22 protein-coding genes are annotated in these 23,756 nt (G+C 72.5%); 13 read left to right on the top strand and 9 right to left on the bottom strand.

From position 1 onward, the window contains the following. The first annotated feature begins 106 nt into the window (after nucleotides 1–106). Nucleotides 107–1,474 carry an MFS transporter gene (locus QSK37_RS03750; RefSeq protein ID WP_285617551.1) on the top strand — a complete coding sequence of 456 codons (1,368 nt, stop codon included), beginning with the start codon at nucleotides 107–109 and terminating at the stop codon, nucleotides 1,472–1,474. A 35-nt stretch (nucleotides 1,475–1,509) separates the two neighbouring features. Beyond that, a complete protein-coding gene (locus tag QSK37_RS03745) occupies nucleotides 1,510–2,004 on the top strand; it encodes a MarR family winged helix-turn-helix transcriptional regulator (protein WP_285580811.1) in 495 nt (164 codons plus the stop codon). An 8-nt stretch (nucleotides 2,005–2,012) separates the two neighbouring features. Here QSK37_RS03745 and modA read toward each other — a convergent pair whose 3' ends face one another. From modA to QSK37_RS03715, 6 genes are all read right to left on the bottom strand, one after another. Then, nucleotides 2,013–2,762, bottom strand: a complete 750-nt coding sequence (gene modA / locus QSK37_RS03740) for a molybdate ABC transporter substrate-binding protein (protein WP_285617550.1) — start codon at nucleotides 2,760–2,762, stop codon at nucleotides 2,013–2,015. A gap of 79 nt (nucleotides 2,763–2,841) precedes the next feature. Then, the gene (locus QSK37_RS03735; protein WP_432705520.1) at nucleotides 2,842–3,879 is read right to left on the bottom strand and encodes an ABC transporter ATP-binding protein; all 1,038 of its coding nucleotides are present in this window, start codon (nucleotides 3,877–3,879) and stop codon (nucleotides 2,842–2,844) included. Beyond that, on the bottom strand, nucleotides 3,867–4,643 hold the full coding sequence (locus QSK37_RS03730; protein ID WP_285618871.1) for an ABC transporter permease: 777 nt from the start codon (nucleotides 4,641–4,643) through the stop codon (nucleotides 3,867–3,869). The genes QSK37_RS03735 and QSK37_RS03730 overlap by 13 nt, the downstream gene beginning before the upstream one ends. Before the next feature lie 184 nt (nucleotides 4,644–4,827). After that, complete coding sequence (locus tag QSK37_RS03725; RefSeq protein WP_285580805.1) at nucleotides 4,828–5,211, bottom strand: TOBE domain-containing protein; 384 nt, start codon at nucleotides 5,209–5,211, stop codon at nucleotides 4,828–4,830. A 117-nt stretch (nucleotides 5,212–5,328) separates the two neighbouring features. Beyond that, the gene (locus tag QSK37_RS03720) at nucleotides 5,329–6,195 is read right to left on the bottom strand and encodes a 1,4-dihydroxy-2-naphthoate polyprenyltransferase (protein WP_285617548.1); all 867 of its coding nucleotides are present in this window, start codon (nucleotides 6,193–6,195) and stop codon (nucleotides 5,329–5,331) included. A 25-nt stretch (nucleotides 6,196–6,220) separates the two neighbouring features. Beyond that, nucleotides 6,221–7,849 (bottom strand): MFS transporter, encoded by a 1,629-nt coding sequence (locus QSK37_RS03715; RefSeq protein ID WP_285617547.1) that lies wholly within the window; start codon nucleotides 7,847–7,849, stop codon nucleotides 6,221–6,223. Nucleotides 7,850–7,988: 139 nt separating this feature from the next. Here QSK37_RS03715 and QSK37_RS03710 point away from each other — a divergent pair, with 139 nt between their 5' ends. Then, nucleotides 7,989–8,459, top strand: coding sequence for a MarR family winged helix-turn-helix transcriptional regulator (locus tag QSK37_RS03710; protein ID WP_285617546.1), 471 nt, complete (start codon nucleotides 7,989–7,991; stop codon nucleotides 8,457–8,459). Between the two features lie 36 nt (nucleotides 8,460–8,495). Next, nucleotides 8,496–9,188, top strand: coding sequence for a uracil-DNA glycosylase (gene ung / locus QSK37_RS03705; RefSeq protein WP_285617544.1), 693 nt, complete (start codon nucleotides 8,496–8,498; stop codon nucleotides 9,186–9,188). Nucleotides 9,189–9,329: 141 nt separating this feature from the next. Here the strand turns inward: ung and QSK37_RS03700 are convergent, their stop codons facing one another. From QSK37_RS03700 to QSK37_RS03690, 3 genes are all read right to left on the bottom strand, one after another. After that, complete coding sequence (locus QSK37_RS03700; RefSeq protein WP_285617523.1) at nucleotides 9,330–9,866, bottom strand: GNAT family N-acetyltransferase; 537 nt, start codon at nucleotides 9,864–9,866, stop codon at nucleotides 9,330–9,332. A gap of 38 nt (nucleotides 9,867–9,904) precedes the next feature. After that, nucleotides 9,905–10,420 (bottom strand): CGNR zinc finger domain-containing protein, encoded by a 516-nt coding sequence (locus QSK37_RS03695; protein ID WP_285617522.1) that lies wholly within the window; start codon nucleotides 10,418–10,420, stop codon nucleotides 9,905–9,907. 63 nt (nucleotides 10,421–10,483) lie between these two features. Next, nucleotides 10,484–11,881 (bottom strand): aminotransferase-like domain-containing protein, encoded by a 1,398-nt coding sequence (locus QSK37_RS03690; RefSeq protein ID WP_285617521.1) that lies wholly within the window; start codon nucleotides 11,879–11,881, stop codon nucleotides 10,484–10,486. On the opposite strand from QSK37_RS03690, the gene QSK37_RS03685 reads away from it, so the two are divergent. The 9 genes from QSK37_RS03685 (at nucleotide 11,880) to QSK37_RS03645 (ending at nucleotide 23,710) form a co-directional block, all read left to right on the top strand. Then, nucleotides 11,880–12,860: a DMT family transporter gene (locus tag QSK37_RS03685; RefSeq protein ID WP_285617520.1), complete on the top strand. Its 981-nt coding sequence runs from the start codon at nucleotides 11,880–11,882 to the stop codon at nucleotides 12,858–12,860. The genes QSK37_RS03690 and QSK37_RS03685 overlap by 2 nt on opposite strands. Beyond that, a complete protein-coding gene (locus QSK37_RS03680; protein ID WP_285617519.1) occupies nucleotides 12,853–13,881 on the top strand; it encodes a hypothetical protein in 1,029 nt (342 codons plus the stop codon). The genes QSK37_RS03685 and QSK37_RS03680 overlap by 8 nt, the downstream gene beginning before the upstream one ends. Before the next feature lie 114 nt (nucleotides 13,882–13,995). After that, nucleotides 13,996–14,436: a hypothetical protein gene (locus tag QSK37_RS03675; protein WP_285617518.1), complete on the top strand. Its 441-nt coding sequence runs from the start codon at nucleotides 13,996–13,998 to the stop codon at nucleotides 14,434–14,436. Between the two features lie 42 nt (nucleotides 14,437–14,478). Beyond that, nucleotides 14,479–15,531, top strand: a complete 1,053-nt coding sequence (locus tag QSK37_RS03670; RefSeq protein ID WP_285617517.1) for a glycoside hydrolase family 18 protein — start codon at nucleotides 14,479–14,481, stop codon at nucleotides 15,529–15,531. Between the two features lie 430 nt (nucleotides 15,532–15,961). Further along, on the top strand, nucleotides 15,962–16,153 hold the full coding sequence (locus tag QSK37_RS03665; RefSeq protein ID WP_285617515.1) for a hypothetical protein: 192 nt from the start codon (nucleotides 15,962–15,964) through the stop codon (nucleotides 16,151–16,153). A gap of 848 nt (nucleotides 16,154–17,001) precedes the next feature. Continuing rightward, on the top strand, nucleotides 17,002–17,940 hold the full coding sequence (gene dapA / locus QSK37_RS03660) for a 4-hydroxy-tetrahydrodipicolinate synthase (RefSeq protein ID WP_285617513.1): 939 nt from the start codon (nucleotides 17,002–17,004) through the stop codon (nucleotides 17,938–17,940). 120 nt (nucleotides 17,941–18,060) lie between these two features. Continuing rightward, nucleotides 18,061–19,740, top strand: coding sequence for a ribonuclease J (locus QSK37_RS03655; RefSeq protein ID WP_285617512.1), 1,680 nt, complete (start codon nucleotides 18,061–18,063; stop codon nucleotides 19,738–19,740). Between the two features lie 435 nt (nucleotides 19,741–20,175). Continuing rightward, nucleotides 20,176–22,749 (top strand): FtsK/SpoIIIE family DNA translocase, encoded by a 2,574-nt coding sequence (locus tag QSK37_RS03650; RefSeq protein ID WP_285617511.1) that lies wholly within the window; start codon nucleotides 20,176–20,178, stop codon nucleotides 22,747–22,749. A gap of 136 nt (nucleotides 22,750–22,885) precedes the next feature. Beyond that, nucleotides 22,886–23,710: a helix-turn-helix domain-containing protein gene (locus tag QSK37_RS03645; protein ID WP_285617510.1), complete on the top strand. Its 825-nt coding sequence runs from the start codon at nucleotides 22,886–22,888 to the stop codon at nucleotides 23,708–23,710. The last annotated feature ends 46 nt before the right edge of the window (nucleotides 23,711–23,756 follow it).

Here is a 23,756-nt window from a genome sequence, read left to right as displayed (position 1 = left end):
GACGCCGCCGGCCCGTGGCGGGGGCCACCGCTTCAGCGGACAAACCCCGACATTTATACTTCTCTAACAGAACTATCTACGATGCCGAGCGTGGAGACCTGGATTGATGACGCGGTTGCTCGTTGAACCGGCACGCCCGCGAGCGGTGCGGGAACACCCCTACGCCCCCTGGTTCGCGGTCGGGTCCGTCTGCGTCGGCGCGTTCATGGGGCAGTTGGACGCCAGCATCGTCACGCTCGCCTTCCCGGCGCTCCAGCGTGACTTCAGCGCCTCGCTGGCCGCCGCGCAGTGGGTCTCGCTCGCCTACCTGCTCGCGCTCGTCGGGCTGCTCGCCGGGGCCGGCCGGCTCGCGGACGCGGTCGGGCGCAAGCTCGTCTACCTCTACGGCTTCCTCGTCTTCACCGTGGCGTCCGCGGCGTGCGGTCTCGCGCCGACGCTCGGGGCGCTCATCGGCTTCCGCGTCCTGCAGGCGGCGGGTGCGGCCATGCTCCAGGCCAACAGCGTCGCGCTCGTCGTCACGAGCGTGCCCCGCGCCCGGATGCGCGCCGCGCTCGGCATGCAGGCCGCCGCGCAGGCCCTCGGGCTCGCGCTCGGGCCGACCGTCGGGGGGCTGCTGGTCGGCTCGGCCGGCTGGCGATGGGTCTTCTGGGTGAACGTTCCGGTCGGATGCGCCGCTCTGGTCGTCGGCCGGTACCTGCTGCCCCGTACGCGCGAGCGGGCCGACGCCGCGCGGTTCGACTGGCCGGGGCTGCTCCTCATCGCCGCCGCGAGCACCGCGGCGCTGCTGGCCATCTCCGGTGCCTCTGGCCTCGGCCTGTCCGGGGCGGCGATCGCGGCCCTCGCGGTCGTGGCGGCGGCGGCGACGGCGGCCTTCGGCGTACGGGAGCGGCGCGCGGCGAGCCCGCTGGTCGACATCGCCCTGTTGCGCACTCCCGCCATCTCGGCCGGGCTGGCCGGGGCGATGTGCGGCTACCTCGTACTGTTCGGGCCGCTGGCGCTGGTGCCGCAGATCCTCGCGGGCCGGGGCGCGACGTACGCGGGGCTCGTGCTCACCACGCTGCCGGCCGGGTTCGCCCTCGCCGCGCTCGCCGCCGACCGCCTCCTGCCGCGACGTCTCGGCAACCGGAGCCGGTGCGTGCTCGGCGGCTCCCTCTCGACGGTCGCGGCGGCCCTGCTCTGCCTGGGGGTCTCCGGCTGGAGCCTGTTCCTGCTCGGCCTCGGGCTGGGCCTGTTCATCCCCGCGAACAACGCCGCGGTGATGGCCGCCGTCCCGCGCCGGCTCTCGGCGACCGCCGGGGGCATGGTGAACATGACCCGCGGCATCGGTACCGCGCTGGGCATCGCCGTCGTGACCCTCTTCCTGCACAGCACGGGGGAGGGGGCCCGGCCGGCCTTCGCCGCGATGGCCGCCGTCGCCGTCGTCGCGACCGCCACCGGCCTCGTCGCCCGTACTCCGGGAGAACCCCGGACATGAATACTAATCCTGCCGTTTAGGGGGACAATGGGCGCATGGCCCACGACCTCCGGGCGGGTCGGACGTCGGAGGACACCGGCGTCCTCCTCGCCGACACCGTCGCGCGACTCCGTCGCGCCATGCGCCGCGCCGCCCGCGCCGCCGACCCGGCCAATCCGCTCTCGGTCGCCCAGCTCGAAGTGCTGGCGTGCGTGGCCGACGAGCCCGGCATCCGCCCCGGCCGGATCGCGCGCCGGCTCATGCTCGCCGCCAACTCCGTCACCACGCTGGTCAACGCGCTGCACTCCCGCGGGCTCGTCGTACGGACGAACGCGGCGGACGACGCCCGCGCCATCGCGCTGAGCCCGACGCCCGCCGGACGGCAGGCCGTGGAGAACTGGAAGGCGACCAACACCGCGATCCTCCAGGCGGCCCTCGGCGCTCTGGACGACCACCACCAGAACGTCCTGGCCGAGGCCCTCCCCGGCCTGCGGATCCTGGCCGAGACGGTGGACACCCTCGCCGACGAACCCGGCGCCGCCCGCTCCTGAACCGGGCCTCAGCCGGTCAGGAAGCCGTACTTGCGCAGGATCGTCCTCGCCGCGGACGAGGTCAGCCAGGTCACGAACGCCTTGGCGGCGTCGCCGTGGTCGCTGCGCCGGACGGCGGCCGCGAAATAGGTGGCCGTGACGTTCTGGAGCGCCGGGATGGCCACGCTGCTCGCCGACACGCCCGCCGACCGCATGTCCGTCACGTACACGATGCCGGCGTCGGCGGCCCCGGTGCGGACCCGCGTCAGCACGGTCCGCGCGTCGGCCTCCTCCGACGACGGCCGTACCTGGACGCCCGCCTTCGCCAGGACCTGCGCGGCGTAGCGGCCCACGGGGACGATCGGGCCGCCCAGCACCACCCGCAGCCTGGGGTCGGCGAGGTCGGACAACTGGCGTATGTGCCGCGGATTGCCCGGCGCCACCGCGATCGTCATCGCCCCGTACGCGAAGGGGCGGCGGTCGGTGATCTTGCCGTCGGCGATGTCCATCGAGGCGCTGTCGGCGGTGGCCAGCACGTCCGCGTGCTCGCCGTCGTCGATGTCCCCGGCGGCCTCCTGCGAGCCGCTGAACTCGAACTGCACGCGTGTCACGTGCCGGTTCGCCTGCTGGTAGGCGGTGCCGAGCTCGCCGAACGCGTCGGTGAGCGACGACGCGGCCAGCACCTTCAGGGTGAACCGCGTGTCTCCGGACGCGATGCCGCATCCGCCCAGAGCCAGGGTCACCGCGACAACGGAGGCGAGGCGCGTGAAATACGGCATGGCCGCGATCTTAGGGCGTTGTGGGACAAGAGCCGTCGCCGCGGGGCGAGTGTCGCAACCTCGGCCGACAGCGGGGCCGTCAGGCGGGGTAGGCGTGAGTTTCCGCCGCCTTGACCGCGGCCCACACGGGTTCGCCCTCCGCCAGGCCGAGCTCGGCCAGGGCGGCCGGGGTGATGTCGGCGGCGGCCGGCAGCGGGCCTTCGAGGTGGACGCGGACCTGGTCGCCGTGCGGCTCGATCCCGCCGACCGTGGCCTCCCACAGGTTGCGAGGACTGCCCTCCGGCCGTACGCGGAACAGCGCCACCGCCGACGGCGGGAACGCCAGGAACACCTCGCCGCCCAGCGACTCGGCGGCCGACAGGGCCAGCCGCTCCAGCTTCACGTCATGGCCCTCCGCGACGCCGCGGTAGAGGTTCAGGCCGACGAGGCGGGCGACATAGTCCGTACGGGGGTGGCGCGCGACGTGCGCGGGCGTGCCCTCCTGGACGACGCGGCCGTCCTCGACCACGATGAGCCGGTCGGCGAGCGCCATCGCGTCGAGCGGGTCGTGGGTGACGAGAAGCGACGCGCCGTCGAACTCCGCGAGGTGGCGGCGCAGCCCGGCCCGGATCTCCCGCCGCGTGTCGACGTCGAGCGCGGACAGCGGCTCGTCCAGCAGGAGCAGCCGGGGCCGTACGGCGAGGGCACGGGCGAGCGCGACCCGCTGCGCCTGGCCGCCGGAGAGGGTACGCGGACGGCGGCCGGCGTGGTCGGCGAGGCCGACACGCGAGAGCCACTCGGAGGCGAGCCGACGCGCCTCGCCCTTGCGCACGCCCTGGCAGCGCGGCCCGAACGCCACGTTGTCGAGCGCGGTGAGATGAGGGAAGAGCAGGTAGTCCTGGAAGACCATGCCGACCGGACGCCGGTCCGCCGGCCGGTCACGCCACTCCTCGCCGTGCACGCGGATGTGCCCCTCCGACAGCGGCAGGAGCCCGGCGAGGGCGCGCAGCGCGGTGCTCTTGCCCGCGCCGTTCGGCCCCAGCAGCGCCACGACCTCGCCCTCGGCGGCCTCCAGCGCGATGTCGAGGGTGAACGCCGGCCGCCGTACGACCAGGTGCGCGTCGATCACGACACCCACCGGCCTCGCAGTCCGGAGAGGACCACCACGGACACCGCGAGGAGCACGAGGCTGAGCACGATCGCGGCCTGCGGGTCGTTCTCCAGCGCGAGGTACACGGCGAGGGGCATGGTCTGCGTACGGCCCGGAAAGTTGCCGGCGAAGGTGATCGTGGCCCCGAACTCACCGAGCGCGCGGGCCCAGCACAGCACCGCCCCCGCTCCGATGCCCGGTGCGATGAGCGGCAGCGTGACCCGGCGGAACGTCGTCCAGCGGGAGGCGCCCAGCGTCGCCGCCGCGTCCTCGTACCGCAGGTCGGCGGCGCGCAACGCGCCCTCCACACTGACCACCAGGAACGGCAGCGCGACGAACGCCTCGGCCACGACCACCCCGGCGGTGGTGAACGGCAGGCTCACGCCGAACCAGCGGTACAGCCACTGGCCGACGAGGCCGCTGCGGCCGAGGACCAGCAGCAGCGCCACGCCGCCGACGACCGGGGGCAGCACGAGCGGCACGGTCACCAGCGCACGGACGAGCCGGTGACCGGGAAAGGACACGCGGGCCAGCACCCACGCGAGCGGCACCCCGAGAATGAGGCAGAAGACCGTCGCGAGCGTGGCACAGACGACCGACAGTCGGAGCGCGTCGAGAATCTCGGGCTGGGCGAGCCGGGTGCCGAGCGTGGACCAGGGCGCCCGCACCAGCAACCCGGCGACGGGCAGCACGAGAAAGACGAGCGCGACGAGCGCCGGCAGAACGAGCACCCAGGGCGCCCGGCGGTTCACAGCCGCGCCCCAGCGGTGCGGGCCGGTGTGGTGCGGGCCGCGGTGGTGCGGGTCGCGGTGGTGCGGACCCCGCCCGCCCGGGGGCGGCGACCCCACTTCCATTGTCCAGCCCCGCCCCCCGCTCCCGGAAGGCTCTGCCGCCCCTGTGGACGACCCTCCGCGGCCGGGGCAGGCGGGCCGGGGGTCATTCGGTGCGCTCCACGACGACGTTCGTGGATTTCACCACGGCGACCGCGACGACGCCCGGTTCGAGGCCGAGATCGTCCGCCGCCTCCCGGCTCATCAGGGACACGACGCGGTAGGGCCCCGCCTGGATCTCCACCTTCGCCATCACGCCGTCGCGTACGACGTCGGTGACGATGCCGCGCATGCGGTTGCGTGCGGAGGAGAAGGAGGTCTCGGCCTCGGCGGGCGAGCGGACGAAAGCCGCCAGATCCGCCCCTGAAACGATCCGATGGCCGTGTTCGTCGCGCTCGGCCGCCAGCCGGCCCGAATCGACCCAGCGTCGGACGGTGTCCGGGCTGACATCGAGCAGAGACGCGACCTCACTGATCCGGAACACCGTCACCCGCGCGAGTATATCCCTCGCAGAAACGGAGAATCTTCAACGAAACACCAGGCCGATGCGGGTACCGGAGGCCGCGAACGCTGGCAGATGCGACAAAGACGCAAACCCTGAGGAAGCTCAGACGGCGAGGCCGACGGCGAACAGAACGCCGAAGACGATCTGCAACCGTCCCGTCTCGCCGAGCACCGCGATGAGCTCCGGGCCCGTCGCCCCGCGCAGGACGCGCCGCACCGGGGAGATCGCCCACAGCGCCGACAGCAGCCCGATCATCGCCCACGGGTGCGCCGCGGCGACGACCGGCACGCAGCACAGGGCCACGACCGCGCACCCGGCGTACAGCAGGCGGGTGCGCCCGTCGCCGAGGACGACCGCGAGCGTGCGCTTGCCCGCCTCCCGGTCCGTCGGGATGTCGCGCAGGTTGTTCACCACCAGCATCGAGCACGACAGCAGCCCCACCGGCACCGACGCGATCCACACCGCCCACGGCAGGCCTTCGAGCTGCACGTACGCGGTGCCGACGACCGAGACCAACCCGAAGAACACGAACACCGAGATCTCGCCCAGCGCGCGGTAGCCGTACGGCCGTGAGCCCCCGGTGTAGAACCACCCCGCGGCGATCGCCGCCGCGCCGATCAGCAGCAGCCACCAGGAGGTGACCGCCGCCAGCACGAGGCCCGCGATCGCCGCGAGCAGGAAGCAGACGGCCGCCGCCGCGAGGACCTGGCGGGGCGGCGCGACCTTGGAACCGACCAGGCGCATCGGCCCGACGCGTTCCTCATCGGTGCCGCGGATGCCGTCGCTGTAGTCGTTGGCGTAGTTCACGCCGATCTGCAGCAGCATCGACACGAGCAGCGCGACCACGGCACGCCACCAGATCGCGTGGCCGAAGCCGATCGCGAGTCCGGTGCCGACGAGCACGGGAACGATCGAGTTGGGGAGGGTACGGGGCCGGGCTCCGGCGACCCACTGGGGGAGGGAGGCCACTACCGCACGCGTCCGGCGTCGAAGATCATGCGGGAGATTCTGCCGGATCCGGCTCGGGCGGTTGACGCAGACCCAGGGTCAGCACGAAGCCGAGGCCCAGCAGCCCGGCCGTGACGAAGGCGGCGCGGTCGGTCGCGGCCGCCAGGCTCTCGTCGGCGGCGCGGGCGACGCGCGGGTCGCCGTGCCGCAGGTCACGGGCGAACGTGCCGGCCGAGTCGCGCAGCCGCGCGGCGTACACCCCGCCCTGGCTCGCCCCCGCCCCGGTGTCGCGCAGCCGGTCGGTCATGACGTGGCTGAGGCTCGTCGCGAAGACGGTGCCGATCAGGGCGATGCCCAGCGCCGAGCCGACCTGCCGCGCGGTCGACTGCGTGCCCGAGGCGAGGCCCGCGTGGGCCGGCGGCACGTCGCGCAGGACGATGTTCGTGAGCTGCGCGGTGGTCAGGCCCAGCCCGACGCCGTAGAGCAGCATCCACGGCGCGAGCGCGTACCCGGTGGTGCCGGCGTGCGTCGTGAGGCCGATGAGGAGCACCGCGACGGTCTCCAGGGCCATGCCGGCCTGGAGCATCCGGGCGGCGCCCACGCGCCGCGACAGCCGCGCCGCGAAGCCGCCGACGACCAGCGTGCCCAGAGCCAGCGGCAGGATCGCCACGCTGACCTGGAGCGGCGAATCGCCGTGCACGTCCTGCAGGAACAGCGGCAGCGTGAACATCAGCCCCAGCTCGCCGACACTGATCAGCGAGGCGGCGGCGTTGCCGCGGCGAAAGGACGGGATGCGGAACAGTGTCAGGTCCAGCACGACCGGGCGTCCGGCCGCCGCACGCGCCCGCTCGACGGCGAACAGCGCGCCCAGCGCGACCGCTCCGGCCGCGAGGGCGACCGGCACCGGGGAGATCCCGGCGCCCCAGTGGACCGGTCCGGCCGAGAAGGGCCGCAGCGGACGCCACCAGCCGTACCGCTGCCCCTCGATGAGCGCGAACACCAGTGCCCCGAGCCCGGCCGCGGTCAGCAGCCCGCCGGTCCAGTCGACGCCGCGCCGGGCGGTACGGTCGCGGGTCTCGGGGACCAGGATGAGGGCCCCGGCGATGACGACCGCGCCGATCGGCAGGTTGACCCCGAACGCCCACCGCCAGCCGTACGAGGTCGCGAGCCAGCCGCCGAGCAGCGGCCCGAGGGCGGCCATGCCGCCGATGAGCGAGCCCCAGATCCCGAACGCCACGGCGCGGTCGCGGCCGTGGAACACCGCCGTCACCGTGGACAGCGTGGCCGGCAGGATCATGGACGCGCCGACGCCCTGCAGCACGCGGGCGCCGATGAGGGCGGCGCCGCTCCCCGCGGCGGCCGCCAGCAGGCTCGCCAGGACGAACACCACCGTGCCCAGCAGGAACATCCGCCTTCGCCCGTACACGTCGCCGGCCATCCCGAACGGGATGAGCAGCGCCGCGAACACGAGGGAGTAGACCGAGGTGACCCATTCGGCGTCCGCCGTGGTCAGCCGCAGGTCACCGACCACGCGGGGCAGCATGACGTTGACGATCGTGGCGTCGACGATGATCAGCGAGACGCCGAGACCGATGATCACCATGCCCAGCCACCGGCGACGGCCCGGAGCGCCGATCGCGGGAGCGGGAGCGGCCGGAGCCGTGCTGACAGTCATGGGGATTCGGGTGGACCTGCCTGAGTGTGGGCGATGGTTCGCCGCCGAACGGTTCGCTTTCAACCTACCCCCGCCCCTCGATCCCCCTGATCCGGGTCGCCCTCTGGCCACGCGGGCGCTGAGCACGGACAATGTCGCCGTGCGCGCCTCCGAGGCCGACCCCGAACACATGTCGCTGTCCCGTCTGCTGGCGGTGGCCGGTCATGTCGTGGCCCTGCGCCGGCAGCGCTTCATGGGGAGTCACGGCCTGACGCCGCACGGTCTGGCGGTGCTGGCCTACCTCGAACAGGGCTACGCGCTGACCCAGCGTGAGCTGGCCCGTCGCTGTGGCGTGGCGCCCTCGACCCTCAATCACACGGTAGAGCACCTGGCACGTTCCGGCTGGATCGTGCGGTGCCGCGACGACTCCGACCGCCGGCTCGTACGCCTGGCGCTCACCGAGAGCGGCCACCGCCACCTCCGGCAGGTGCAGGACGCGGCCGACCGTCAGATCGAGCCCCTGCTCGACCATCTGGCGCCCGCCGACGAGGCCGCCGTACGCCGGTTCCTGCTCGACACCGTGACCCGTCTGCAGGAGGACGACGCGGGCCCGGACGATCCGCGGTTCTGAGCGTCCGTTGTCGGTGGGCACTGTTAGTTTCGGCACATGCCCTTCGATCTCCTCGAGTTCCTGCCGGACAAGTGGCGTGACCTGATCGAGCCGTTGCTCGACGCCGAGGCCACGCGGTGCCTCGGCGACTTCGTGGCCGCCGAGTACGACGGACAGGTCGTCTACCCCGCGCTGCCCGACCTGTTCAACGCGTTCCGGCTGTGCTCGCCGGACGACGTACGGGTGCTGATCCTCGGCCAGGACCCCTACCACGGCCCCGGGCAGGCCCACGGGCTGAGCTTCAGCGTCCGCGAGGGCGTGCGCGTGCCGCCGTCGCTCCGCAACGTCTTCAAGGAGTTGCGCGACGACCTCGGCGTCCCGATGCCGGCCGGCGGCGACCTGACGCCGTGGGCGGAGCGGGGCGTGCTGCTGCTCAACGCGGTCCTGACCGTACGCGCCGGCAAGGCGGGCTCGCACGCGGGCAAGGGCTGGGAGGAGTTCACCGACGCGGTGATCCGGGCCCTGGACGCGACGGACGAGCGCATCGTGTTCGTGCTCTGGGGCGCGTACGCGCGCAAGAAGCGCGACCTCGTCACCAACCCCCGGCACGTCGTCCTGGAGGCCGGCCACCCCAGCCCGATGAACCCTCGCGGCTTCCTCGGCACGCGCCCGTTCAGCGCCGTCAACAAGGCGCTGACCGACGCCGGCCGCCCGGAGATCGACTGGACCCTCGACCAGAAGATCTTCTAGACGCCGGACTCCCGAGCCCGCTCGAGGTGGTTCAGCAGTTCGCGCATCCGGCCCGCGGGCCACGGCAGGTTCCGCCCGAGTTCTTAGCCGTGGTCCCGCCACATCGCCCGCGCGGCGCAGCGGAGGGTTCAAGCCCGTGGATCAGGCGATGGCGGTGTGGAGGCGGACCATCGCGACGGGTTCCCCCATGTCGACCTTGCTGTGGGCGCCGTCCGGCGCCCAGCCGGCCGACACGAGGAAGGCCCGCAGCACGTCGTCGGCCGCGAACACCCAGGCGACCGCCGTCGTGCAGCCGTCGTCGCGCAGATGGTCCACGGTCGCGGCGAGCAGCCTGCTGCCGTGGCCCGCCCGCCGCCGCGACGGGTCGACCAGCAGCGTCAGGAGCTCACCGGTCGTCGCGGGGTCCTGGTCGGGGTCGCCGGCCGGGGCGTGCGCCGCGAAGCCCGTGATGACGCCCTCGTCGACGGCCACGAGCAGCCGGTGCCGGGGGCTGGGCGGCGCCGCGACCGCCTCGGCCCAGCGCTCGCGCCACAGGCCGAGCGCCTCCGGCCCGGTCATCTCGGCCAGCGCCGCCGGCGGGATGACCGCGCCGTAGCCCTCGCGCCAGGCGCGCACCTGGATGTCCGCGACGGCCTCGACGTCGCCCGGATAGGCCGCTCGTACCCCTACTACGCTCAACGCCCGCTTCCGTTCCCTGATTGACGGCGAGTGGCACTCTAGGGCACCGCGTCCCGGCGCCGGCGTTCGCGGTACGCGCGGGTCTTGGTGCGGTTGCCGCACATGCGCATCGAACACCACGCGCGGGAGCGGTTCTTGGAGGTGTCGAGGAACGCCCAGCGGCACCCCGTCGCCCGGCACGCCTTGAGGCGTTCCCACGTGCCGTCGGCCGCACTCGCCATGACCGCCGCCGCCACCCGGGCGAGTCCGCCGCGAACCCCGCGATGGAGCGGTACCAGCCGGGGACCGTCGAGCGACACGCGTACCGGCAGGGCGGCGAGCAGGCCCTCCAGCTCCGGCCGTGGCCGGTCGATCATCGCCGTCCGCAGTCCCTCGCGCAGCGCGACCGCCAGGCCCAGGTCGGACTCGTTCGCGGACGCGCCGGACGCCACCAGGCCGCGCTCGGCCAACCAGCCGCTGAGGTCGGAGGGTGCGCCGAACTCCTCGATGTCGCACTGCATGTCGTAGGTGTTGACGAAGTCGCGCACCAGCAGCGCGTGCTCCGGGCCGCTCATCCGCCCCTCCTCGCTGACGACGGCCGGCGACACCGGCGAACGCCGGTCACCGGTCGCCGGAGACTACCCGTTCTCGGCGAGCAGGCCGGCCAGGATCGCCACGCCACGGGCGAACTCGGCCTCGCCGCCGGGCGATCCGTGACTCAGCCGTACGTGCGGCCCGGCCGGCTCGGCGGGGAAGTAGCGGCGGCCCGCGCTGACGAGCACGCCCGCGCGGAGCGCGGCCTCGGCGAGCGCCACGTCGTCCGTGCCGGCCGGCAGCGCCGTCCACACGTGCAGGCCGCCGCGCGGCACGAGGATCGGGCGCAGGCCGTGCGCGGCCATCGCGGACACGAGCGCGTCGCGCCGCCGCCGCAGCGCCTCGCTCACGGCGCGTAGGTGGCGCGGCCACGCGGGAGACCCGACGAGCTCGAGCGCGGTCTCCTGGAGCGGCCGGGCGACGAAGAAGGAGTCGACCAGCTGGGTCGCCCGGATGCGCTCGGCCACCGGGCCGCGGGCGACCACGGCGGCGACCCGTACGCTCGGCGCGGTCGCCTTCGTCAGCGAGGAGATGTGCACGACCCGGCCCTCGCGGTCGGCGGAGACCAGCGACGGCGGCGGCGGATCGATCGCCAGGTGGCGGGCGAAGTCGTCCTCGATCACGAACGCCCCCGCGGCGCGCGCCACGTCGAGCACCCGCGTCCGGCGTTCCGGGGCGAGCACGGCGCCGGTCGGGTTGTGGAAGGTCGGCTGGCAGTAGACGGCCCGCGCGCCGGTGGCGGCGAACGCGTCGGCGAGCAGCTCCGTGCGCAGGCCGTCATGGTCGACCGGCACGGGGACGGGCCGCAGCCCCGCCGCCCGCGCCGCGTCCAGCGCGCCCGGATAGGTCGGCGACTCGACCAGCAGCGGCGCGCCGGGCGGCAGCAGCGCCCGCAGGGCGAGCGTCACGGCGGCCTGCCCGCCGCCGGTGACGGTGACGTCGGCCGCCGTCACGTCGCCGCCGGCGGTGCGGGCGAACCACTCCCGCAGCCCCCGCAGCCCGTAGAGCGGCGGGCGCTCCCACGCCCCCGGCCGCCGTACCGCGCGCGCGGCGGCCGTGGCCAGCGCCTGCCCGGGCTGGAGCTCCGGCGGGAGGTAGCCGCCGCTCAGTGCGATCACTCCGTCGGCGGGCGCCGACAGCAGGCCCAGCACGCCTGCCGCGTCCACCGTGCGGTCGGCGAGCGTCACGGCCTGCCAGCCGTAGGAGAGGTCCGCGGGGGCGCGGGGGACGGCGCGCTCCGCCACGTACGTGCCGCTGCCGGGGCGGGTCACGACCAAGCCCTCCGCGCTGAGCAGCCCGATCGCCCGCGACACCGTGACCGGGCTGACCTGGTGGCGGGCCATGAGCGCGCGGCTCGAGGGCAGGCGGTCGCCGGGCCGCAGCCTCGCCACGGCGCCGCGCAGCTCGGCGGCGAGCGTGGCGATACTGCTATCGTCTTCCATGAAAGATGACGATAGCGCTACTGCCTCCCCCTCGATAGCGCCTTCCGGCGGGCTCGCCGCCGCGGCCCTCGGCGTCCTGGCCTTCTCCTTCACCCTGCCGGCCACCGCCCTCGCGCTGCGCGGCTTCGGCCCGTACACGATCGGCCTGGGGCGGGCCGCGATCGCGGCCGTGCTGGCCGTGGTCGCGCTGCGCCTCACGCGCGCGCCGCGCCCGCGCGGACGGCAGTGGGTCGCGCTGGCGGTGGTCGCGGTCGGCGTCGTCTTCGGCTTCCCGGTGCTGTCCACCCTCGCGCTCGGCCACGGCGCCTCCGCCTCGCACGCCGCCGTGGTGGTGGGGCTGCTGCCCGTCACCACGGCCGTCTTCGCCGTCGTACGCGTGGGGGAGCGGCCGTCGTGGTTCTTCTGGACCGCGAGCGTGGCCGGCGCGGGCTGCGTGGTGGCCTTCACGCTGCGGAACGGTCCGGGGCGTCTCTCGGCCGCGGACCTGTTCCTGTTCGGCGCGCTGGTGACCGCGGGGCTGGGGTACGCCGAGGGCGGGCGCCTCGCGCGGACCATGCCCGGCGGCGCGGTGGTGAGCTGGGCGCTGATCCTCGCGGCGCCCGTGACCGTGCCGGTCACGGCCGTGCTGATCGCCGCCGAGCCGCCGCGCTGGAGCCCCCCGGCCGTGGCGGGCCTGGCCTACCTCGCGGCGGTGTCGATGTTCCTGGGGTTCTTCGCCTGGTACTCCGGCCTGGCCAGGGCCGGGGTCGCCCGGGCGAGCCAGGTGCAGCTGGCCCAGCCGCTCCTGACTCTGGTCTGGTCGTGGCTGTTGCTCGGCGAGCACGCGGGAATGAGCACGGTGACGGCCGCGGCCGGCGTGCTGGTGTGCGTCCTGCTCGCCCAGCGCGCACGGGTCTCGCGGGAGAGGACGGCGTCGACCACGGGCCGACGTACGGTGGCACCAGGGGCTGTCTCGCGACGAGGAGCGGCGGATGGATGACAGGAAGCTGACGATCCCCGAGGGCGGCTTCTGGCCCGCGCCCGACGTGCCGCAGCCGAACATCTATCCGATGGAGTGGCACGTCGAGACCGACAAGCTCGCGGCGATCTACGAGAAGTCCAAGCGCGTCGTCTGGAACCCCGCCGACCTGCCCTGGAACGAGCTGCGGCCGGAGGACTTCACCGTCGAGCAACGGCTCGGGATCATGTACTGGTTCTCGGTGCTGGCCAACTTCGACGCGTCCGGGCCGGCGGTCTTCGCGCGCGCCACGATCCAGGCGTTCGAGAAGCACGAGGAGGACCCGGTCCGCAAGTGCTTCTTCTCGATCACGCGCGACGAGATGAACCACGAGGAGTGCTGCCAGCGGACGATCGCCAGGCTGTGGCCCGGCGGGCCGCTCGACTGGGAGCCCAAGACGGACCTGGAGAAGGCCGCGCACAACAACATCGGCTGGCTGTACCACAACGGCGGGCGCTACTGGAACGGCTACACCACCGCCGTCACCCGCTACTCGCTCCCGGTGCTGTTCACCAGCTTCATGATGGGGGAGATGGCCGCCTCCACCCTGTTCCGCGGGATGGCCTCGGGCACCCGGCACCCCGTCTTCGGGGAGATGTTCCAGCGCATCGGCCGCGACGAGTCACGTCACCTGCAGATCTGCATGACCATTCTGGAGAACGAGTGGCCGGGCCTGACCGACGACACCCGCGGCCTGATCACCAAGCAGCTCCGGGCCGGCTTCGTCTTCCTGTCGATGATCCTGTGGGAGCCGCCCGAGGGCTTCTGGGACCTGCCGCCGTACTTCCTGCCCAACCACCGGGTGCTGATGTCCTACGCCCGCGACGCGGGTCTCGGCGTGCTGTCCTTCGAAGAGCAGGCGGAGAACTGGCGCGTCGCGATGGCCCGCGTCCGGGCCATCGTCGAACGCTGGGGGATCGCCTTCCCGGCCATTCCCGAACTCGACATCGGCGGCGTCGACGTCTCGAACATCGATCCGCAGGACATCATCCCGGTCTTCTGACTCCCGCTCGGACCGGCGACGCGAGAGACTAACGAGGCTTCGAGCCGGGTAAGGATCGATGCACCGGAGCGCAGGTCCCGCGCTCCGGTTCCAGTGGAGACGCCGGGGGAGGCCATGGCCTGCTGGACGCCTCGTCGCCGTCCGGACATCCGTCGGTCCGGCCGCGTACGGGACGAGGAGACCGGACCGCCCGCGTCCGCCGCCGCGAGCCCGGCCGTACGGCGGGTGTCGCTGGCCCGTATCCGCGAACAGGGCCGGTTCTCCGCGCTCCTGGAGCGCGCCGCCCGGCTGGCGAGCCGCGCGCCCATCCGGCGCCGGGACGCCGACGACACGAGCCGGTTCATGGACTACGGGCCCGACTGGCCGCCCGCGCCCGCGCCGCCGCGCCGGCGTCATCCGCTGCTGCGCCGGTGTGTCGCAGCGGTCGTGCTGTACGCCGTCATCTGGGCGCTGGGCTCCGCGCTGCTCGAGCTCCGCATGTTCCAACTGCGCAAACTCGGTGGAGGCGCGCCGGTGACCACCTACACGACCGTGACCGAGCCGCGCCACCGCTGATCCGGGCCGAACCCCCGGCACGCTCCGCACGTCTCACCGGAGATGATCAGGAAGACCCTGCGGTGCGCGGCGTGGGCGGTGGCGGTGCTCCTCGGCGCGCTCGCCGTCTTCTTCGCCCAGACCTGGTTCGCGTGGCAGCGGGAGCCCCGGGCGTACGGGGGCACGGCGAACGCCCTGTGGGCGCGCCACCAGTGGGTCGGCGAACCGCACACCGAGGCCGACTATCGCGCGCTCGCGGCGACCCTGGCGACGAACCGCATCACCGACGTCTTCTTCCACGCGGGACCGCTGGAGGGTGACGGGCGGATCCCCCCGTCCCGGTACCGGCACGCCGGTGAGCTGCTGTCGGCGATGCGCCGCCTCGCTCCCGGGGTACGCGCCCAGGCGTACGTGGGCCAGGTGGAGCGCGCCGGGGGCGGCCCGCTCGACCTCGGCGACCCGGGGACCCGGGCCCGGATCCTCGACACCGACCGGGCGCTGCTCGCCGTGGGCTTCGCCGGCATCCACTACGACATCGAGCCCGTCTACTCCGGCGACCGCGACTTCCTCGACCTGCTGGCCCGCACCCACGAGCTCACTCGTGACCGGGGGCGGCTGCTCTCGGCGGCGCTCGAGCAGCCGCCCCTGGAGGACTGGGAGGCGCCGGTGTTCCGCGCGCTGCTGCCGCGCGTGGGAATCGACTACCCGCCGCGGCCCACCGGGGCCTACCTGCGCGCCGTGGCGAGTCGCGTCGACCAGCTCGCGATCATGACGTACGACTCGGAGGCGCCGACACAGGCGCTCGCGGGATGGCACTTCGCCCACCACACCGAGCGGATCCTGGCCCTCCTCGGCGACCGGGTCACGGTCTTCATGGGCGTGCCGACCTACCGGACCACGACGCCGTGGGCGGAGGACCTGCCCACCGCGCTGCGCGGCGTACGGCAGGGGATCGACGCCTTGCCGCGCCCTCCGCGGCGACCGTACGGGGTGGGCGTCTACGCGGACTGGACCACCAGTGCGCGCGACTGGGCGACATACCGGAGGGAATGGCTGGGAATCGGCGGGGATGAGATTGATCACAACCGTGCGAATCGGGGCCGACCGGGGGGATGAGTCGCGTCCCATGAGGGTGGACGCCGACGCGTGTTCGCGAGCGAACCGGCCCGGCGACACGGTATCGAACGGTGATGCACCCGGTTTATGCTCTGACCTGCCGCGATGGGTCATTCGGTGGGGCGTGCGGCGAGGCCTACCGCGTGCCCTGCGGCGCGTTTGTCGATGAAACTTGCACCGGGGTTTGCAACTGGCGTCCGAGCGGCCGCCAGGTCCGCAAGGACAAGCAGTTGTCACGATTTAGTTACATCGCTCGCGAATTGCCTGGACTTTGGCGCGTCGTGCCATCGTCTTGCTCGCAAGAATGATCTTGTCGGCGTCACATGCGGTCATCCCGCGATCAAACCCCCTTGCCTGGGGGAAGTATTCGGGGGACCGTTGCGCTGGTCGTGGCGGATGGCGGTGTAGGGAGGTTCGGAGAAGGATGAGCATGAGGCACATGGTCGGCCCGGCGGACGGCCGGCTTCAGGAGCTGGCGTCCGACTACTCCGGCTGGAGGTTCGGATTGGGCGGTTCGGGCCACTGGTGGGCGGTGCGCGGCAACGAGTTCTTCCGCGCCCTGAGCCCCGAAGAGCTCAAGTCGCGGCTCGACGAGCACCTCGCGGCCGGGCATGAGGGCTGAGGGCCCGTGAGGATGCACACGCCCGGTTAGCGGGCGAGGACAGAGAATGTGCGCGGCCGCGCAGAGCCGGAGCAATGCGCGGCCGGGCGATCGAGCGGACACCCGAACCGGTGAGGACGCCCCGGTCTCCGTCGGACTCCGCCGATGAGCAAGACCCTCACCCGCTTCCAGCGGTGCGGAAGAGCGGCGACGAACCGCTGATCGAGAACCCCCTGAAGAACCCACACGGGACGATCGCGCCCACTCGATGAGGACATGACCCGTTCGTGGACCCCGCCGTTCGTGGACCCCGCCGTTCGTGGACCCCGCCGTTCGTGGACCCCGCCGTTCGTGGACCCCGCCGTTCGTGGACCCCGCCGTTCGTGGACCCCGCCGTTCGTGGACCCCGCCCGCCCAGGGGGCCGACCCCACTCTTATTGTCCAGCGCCGGCACCTGCCAGCGGAACATCTTCGCGCGCCTGTGGATAACCATCGGCGCAGGTCGGGGGGTGTGAGAAGGATGCGCGCGCCTCGGCCGCGGGTGCGCCGATCGGGTGGGTGATCGGCGCGAGAGAGCCCCAGACCCCGGCGAACCGAGGCGCGCATCCTCCGCCGGGAGAGGCTCCGCCAGCCCCGCCAGACCCCGGCGGAACCTCGTCCCACTCTCTTCAACGCACGAAAGCCCGCCAAGGTTCACCGGTAACGCCGGTTTTGTGAGAGACGATTGATCAGAAGACGCCGTCAGAACATGTACCCCCGAGCGTGTTCTGGCGGCGTCATCTTCGTTACAGGAGCTCACGGGCGGTAAGAAGGCGACACGGGGGTGCCCGCGGGTCCCCAGCGGGGGCGATGCCCGGTAAGTTCGGAACATGGCACCCAGCACGAACGCTGTGCCGCAGGAGCGCGACGACGCGGCGCCCTTCGGCCGGATGCTCACCGCGATGGTCACACCGATGACGGCCGACGGCGCCGTCGACTACGACGGGGCGGCCCGGCTGGCCGCCTACCTCGTCGATCATCAGCGCAACGACGGGCTCGTCGTCAGCGGTACGACCGGCGAGTCGCCCACCACGACCGACGCCGAGGACGAGCGGCTGCTGCGCACCGTCATCGATGCCGTCGGCGACCGCGCGCACGTGGTGGCGGGCGTGGGTACCAACAACACCGTGCACACCCTGAAGCTGGCGCGCCAGGCGGAGGCCGCCGGCGCCGACGGGTTGCTGGTCGTCACGCCGTACTACAACAAGCCGCCGCAGGAGGGCCTCGCGCGCCACTTCACGACCGTGGCCGACGCGACCGAACTCCCGGTGATGCTCTACGACATTCCAGGCCGTACCGGCACACCCATCGCCCCCGAGACGCTGCTGCGCCTCGCGGAGCACCCGCGGATCATCGCGGTCAAGGAGGCCAAGGGCGACATGTTCGCGGCCTCGCGGGTGATGGCCGAGACGGACCTGGTGTTCTACTCCGGAGACGACGCCCTGAACCTTCCCTGGCTCTCCCTCGGAGCGGCCGGGTTCGTCAGTGTCGTCGGACACGTGGTCGGCGCCGATCTGCACGAGATGATCGACGCCTACCTCGGTGGAGACGTGGACCGGGCCCGGCGGATCCATCGCCGGCTGATCCCGGTCACCACCGCGATCATGACCCGTACGCAGGGCGTGATCGCGGTGAAGGCCGCGCTGTCGCTCGTCGGCCAGCCCGGAGGCGCCGTACGGCCCCCGCTGGTGGACGCGACGCCGGAGTTCACCGCCGCGCTGAGGGAGGACCTCATCGCCGGCGGCGTCAAGGTCTTGGAGGGTCCGTGAGAGGACCACAGGCACCACGCGGTACCGCCGGAGGGGCGTGCCGCGATCGAAGCTAGGAGGGCGCGTGACGAACGCGCATGAATATGCCCCCGTGCCGTCGGATGAGAAGCGGGGGATCCGATGAGTCATCCACACCCTGAGCTGGGGTCGCCGCCCGCACTGCCCGATGGCGGACTGCGGATCGTGCCGCTCGGCGGGCTGGGCGAGATCGGCCGCAACATGACGGTCTTCGAGTTCGGCGGCCGTCTGCTGATCGTCGACTGCGGGGTGCTGTTCCCCGAGTCCGAACAGCCCGGCGTCGACCTGATCCTGCCCGACTTCGACTACATACGGGACCGCCTCGACGACATCGAGGGCATCGTGCTGACGCACGGGCACGAGGACCACATCGGCGGCGTGCCGTACCTCCTGCGCGAGCGGCCCGACATCCCGCTGATCGGTTCGCGGCTCACGCTGGCGCTGCTGGAGGCCAAGCTCACCGAGCACCGCATCAAGCCGACCACCGTTCAGGTACGCGAGGGGGAGACGCGGTCGTTCGGCCCGTTCTCCTGTGAGTTCCTGGCGGTCAACCACTCCATCCCGGACGCGCTGGCGGTCGCCATCCGTACGGCGGCGGGCCTGGTCCTGGCGACCGGCGACTTCAAGATGGACCAGTTGCCGCTCGACGGCCGGCTCACCGACCTCGGCGGCTTCGCCCGGCTCGGCGCCGAGGGCATCGACCTGCTGCTGTCGGACTCCACGAACGCCGAGGTCCCGGGGTTCGTCACCAGCGAGCGTGACATCGGCATCGTGCTGAGCGACGTGCTGCGGATCGCGCAGAAGCGCGCCATCGTCGCCTGCTTCGCCTCGCACGTGCACCGCGTGCAGCAGGTGCTCGACGCCGCGCACGAGAGCGGCCGCAAGGTCTGCTTCGTCGGCCGGTCGATGGTGCGCAACATGGGCGTGGCACGCGATCTCGGCTACCTGCGGGTACCCGCCGGCATCCTGATCGAGCAGAAGGAGATGGACGACCTGCCGGGCGAGGAGATCGTCCTCGTCTGCACCGGTTCGCAGGGCGAGCCGATGTCGGCGCTGTCCCGGATGGCCAACCGCGACCACCAGATCCGCATCGAGCAGGGCGACACGGTGATCCTCGCCTCGTCGCTCATCCCGGGCAACGAGAACGCCGTCAACCGCGTGATCAACGGCCTGACCCGCTGGGGCGCCCGCGTCGTGCACAAGGGCAACGCCCTGGTGCACGTCTCGGGACACGCGCCGGCCGGCGAGCTGCTGTACGTGCTCAACATGACGCGCCCCGGCAACTTCATGCCGATACACGGCGAGTGGCGGCACCTCAGCGCGCACGCGCGGCTCGCCGCGCTCACCGGCGTGCCGGACGAGAACATCGTCATCGCCGAGGACGGCGTCGTGGTCGACCTGGTCGACGGGCAGGCCAAGATCGTCGGGGCGGTCCGCGCCGGCTACGTCTACGTCGACGGCCTGTCGGTCGGCGAGATCACCGAGACCTCGCTGAAGGACCGGCGCATCCTCGGCGACGAGGGCTTCGTGTCCGTGGTGGTGGTCATCGACTCGTCGAGCGGCAAGGTACTGGGCGGCCCGGAGATCCACGCCCGCGGCGCGGGCATCGACAGCTTCGAGGCCGTGATCCCCCGCCTGGACGAGGTCCTGGAGTCCGCCGCGGCCGACGGGATCAACGACGCCCACCAGCTCCGCCAGCTCGTCCGCCGTACGGCGGGCCGCTGGGTGAACGAGTCCTTCGGCCGCCGACCGATGATCATCCCGGTCATCGTCGAGGTCTGAGAGACCTCGCCGCGCGACGCCCACGGGGGTTCCCGGCCGGTCCCTGAGGACCGGCCGGGCGCTCCCGGCAGCGCGGCGGAGGTGGCCGGTTATCCACAGTCACCGGAGAAGCTTCCGCTGGCCGGCCTCCGGGCTGGACAATGGAAGTGGGATCGGCCCCCGGGCGGGAGGGCCTCGCCGCCGGGTCTCACCGCCGGGTCTCACCGCCGGGTCTCACCGCCGGGTCTCACCACCGGGTCTCACCACCGGGTCTCACCACCGGGTCTCACCACCGGGTCTCACCACCGGGTCTCACCACCGGGTCTCACCACCGGGCCTCACCACACGCGTTGGTCTCCCGGGGGCTTCGGCCGGGAGGCTCGTGGTCTCTTTTCCGCGCGACACGCCGTTCGCGCACAAGGGAACCCATCGGGCATAGCCGTTAGTCTCACCATCATGGCCACACGTACGCCAGGGGGCGCCAAACGCTCCTCAGGCACGCGTGGCAACGCGCGTAAGCCTGCGGCCCGCAACTCGGGGTCCGCCAAGCCGGCCGCCCGTAAGGCGGCACCGGCGGCCCGTCGGCCGGCGTCCTCGGCCAAGCGTCCGGCCGCCAAACGCCCCGCCGCGAAGAGCCGGCCGCAGCGGCCCGATCCGCTCGCCCAGCTGATGCTCGGCATCTACCGGGTCATCGCCGGGGTCTGGCTGATGCTCGCCCGGTCCGTCGGCGCGGTGGTGCGCCGGTTCGGGCAGAGCGCGCGCGACCTCGACGAGGAGCACCGCAGGGACGGCGTCGGCCTGGCCAACCTCGGGCTGGCCATCGTGCTCGCCGCCGCGACCTGGTGGACGCCGCACACCGGACTGATCAAGTACTTCGGCCGCGCCGTGCGGGACGGCTTCGGCACGCTCGCCGGGCTGCTGCCGGTGATGTTCGCGCTGCTGGCCTGGCGGATGCTGCGTCATCCGGGACACAACGGCGACGGCGGGCGCCTCACCGTCGGCTGTTCCGCGCTCATCGGCGGCATCCTCGGCGTCGTCCACGCCGCGCACGGCACGCCGTACCCCGACGCGGGCGAGCGCGCGCTGCAGGGTTCCGGCGGGCTCATCGGCTGGCTGCTGTCGGCGCCCCTCACGAGCACGGTGACCGGCTGGGTCGCGGTGCCGCTCCTGCTGCTGGTGGCCGCCTTCGGCCTGCTCGTGGTCACCGCGACACCGGTGCACCAGGTCCCCGACCGCCTCCTCGCGTTCCGCGACCGGATCTTGCTCCGCGATCCGCTGCTCCCCGAGGGCGACGAGATCGTCGCCGAGGAGGAGCAGAAGACGCGGGGCAAGAAGCGCAAACGCGACGTCGAGGTCGGCGACCACAAGAAGCCGTACGACACCCCGGTCGTCTCGGGCACCGGCGCACCGGAAGAGCCGGAAGAGGAGGAGGACGACGGCCCGAGCCTCGCCGACGACCTCTTCGAGCCGGAGCCGACCGAGGTCTTCGCGCCGCCCGAGCCGCCGGACCACACGCCGCCGCCGAAGAGCTCCGAGCAGCTCACCCTCTCCTCCTCCGGCGTCAGCGGCGATTACACCCTGCCGCCGGCCGGCAAGCTCAAGCCCGGATCGATCGTCAAGCCGCGCACCAAGGCCAATGACACCGTCGTGAACGCGCTGTCGGAGGTGCTCGACCAGTTCGGCGTGGACGCGCAGGTGACCGGCTTCACGCGTGGTCCGACGATCACCCGGTACGAGATCGAGCTGGGGCCCGCGGTCAAGGTTGAGCGCATCACCGCGCTGACCAAGAACATCGCGCTCGCGGTCAAGAGCGCCGACGTGCGGATCATCTCGCCGATCCCCGGCAAGGCCGCGATCGGCGTCGAGATCCCCAACACCGACAAGGACATCGTCAGCCTCGGCGACACGCTGCGCGCCCCGATCGCGGTCAACGACCACCATCCGATGGTCGTCGGGCTCGGCAAGGACGTCGAGGGCCGTACGGTCGTGGCCAACCTGGCCAAGATGCCGCACATGCTCATCGCGGGTGCGACCGGCGCCGGTAAGTCGACGTGCATCAACGGGCTCATCACGTCGATCCTCATGCGCGCGACGCCGGACGAGGTGCGCATGGTGCTGGTCGACCCCAAGCGCGTCGAGCTGACCTCCTACGCCGGCATCCCGCACCTGATCACCCCGATCATCACCAACCCGAAGAAGGCGGCCGAGGCGCTGCAGTGGGTGGTGGGGGAGATGGACCGCCGCTACGACGACCTGGCGGCCTCCGGATACCGGCACATCGACGACTTCAACAAGGGCGTGCTGGCCGGCAAGCTCACCGCGCCCCCGGGCAGCGAGCGGGTCTACCAGCCCTACCCGTACCTCCTGGTGATCGTGGACGAGCTGGCCGACCTGATGATGGTCGCGCCGCGCGACGTCGAAGACTCCGTCGTGCGCATCACCCAGCTCGCCCGCGCCGCGGGCATCCACCTGGTGCTCGCCACCCAGCGACCGAGCGTCGACGTGGTGACCGGCCTGATCAAGGCGAACGTCCCGTCGCGGCTGGCGTTCGCCACCTCGAGCCTGGCCGACAGCCGCGTCATCCTCGACCAGCCCGGCGCGGAGAAGCTCGTCGGCCAGGGTGACGCGCTGTTCCTGCCGATGGGCGCGAGCAAGCCGATGCGGCTGCAGAACGCCTACGTCTCCGAAAAAGAGATTCATGACGTCGTCGAGCACTGCAAGAAGCAGGCCGAGCCCGACTACCGCGAGGACGTCGCGGCGAACGACCAGCGCAAGAAGGAGATCGACGAGGACATCGGCGACGACCTCGAGCTGCTCGTCCAGGCCGCCGAGCTGATCGTCTCCAGCCAGTTCGGCTCGACCTCGATGCTCCAGCGGAAACTGCGCGTCGGTTTCGCCAAGGCCGGACGTCTCATGGACCTTCTGGAGAGCCGTTCCATCGTCGGTCCCAGCGAGGGGTCGAAGGCACGCGATGTCTTGGTCAAACCCGACGATCTACCGGGCGTGCTGGCATCGCTGCGCGGCGAGTAGCGACGGAGATCTTGGGTAGCTGAAGTAACAGCGTTGCACGTCGCTTCCGGCGACCGGCCTTCATAGACTCAGCGGTAGCGAAGGACGATTCGGGCGACGTCATCGCGTGTACGCCACGAGGTTCCCAGGAGGTGCCGTGACGGAGCGGAGCGAGGGAACTGTCGTTGGCGACGGCGCCGGCGACGAAGGCGCGTCGAGCATCGGCGACACACTCGCGAAGGCGCGACGGGACGCCGGGCTGACCGTCGGGCAGGTGGCCGACCGGACCCGCATCCGCGAGACCGTGATCAACGCCATCGAGCGCGACGACTACACCCTGTGCGGCGGCAACTTCTACGCGCGCGGGCACATCCGCAGCATCGCCCGGGCCACCGGAATCGATCCCGAGCCCCTCATCGGCCGGTACGACGACGCGCACGGCGGATCACCGCAGGCGATCCCGGCACGGCAGGCGTTCGAGCCCGAGACGCCCGTACGCTTCCGCGAGCGGCGCGCGCCCAACTGGAGCGCCGCCATGATCGTCGCGCTCGTCCTCGTCGCGCTCTACGGCATCGTCCGGGTCGCGACCGGGCACGACGAACACCACGCGGCCCAGCGGGCGGCGGCCCCCGCGACCGCCAAACCGGCTCCCCGCAGTCACACCGTGTCGCCGTCGCCGGCGCCCCGCAAGGACGTCACCGTACGGGTCAAGGCGAAGCGCGCGAGCTGGCTCAACGTCCGCGACGCCAAGGGCAAGGAGCTGTTCAGCGGCATGATCCGCGCTGGGCAGAGCGAGGAGTGGAAGTCAAAGAAGCGCATCCGGCTGCTGATCGGCAACGGCGGCGGCGTCCGGGTGACGGTCAACGGCAAGGACGTCGGCGCCCCCGGCGAGACCGGTCAGGTCATCCGGCTGAGCTACGGCCCCCGTGATCCGCTCAAGGCCGGCCACTCGCCCTCCCCACAGGTGCCGCGCAAAGGCTGACCTCTTGTCGTCTCCGCGGGACCAGTACCGTATGGGGCATGTCCAC

It is taken from the genome of Actinoallomurus iriomotensis (genome assembly GCF_030269445.1).
Lineage (GTDB): Bacteria > Actinomycetota > Actinomycetes > Streptosporangiales > Streptosporangiaceae > Actinoallomurus > Actinoallomurus iriomotensis.
The sequence above is the reverse complement of the archived record's forward strand: the minus strand, read 5'-3'. Positions and strand labels throughout refer to the sequence as shown.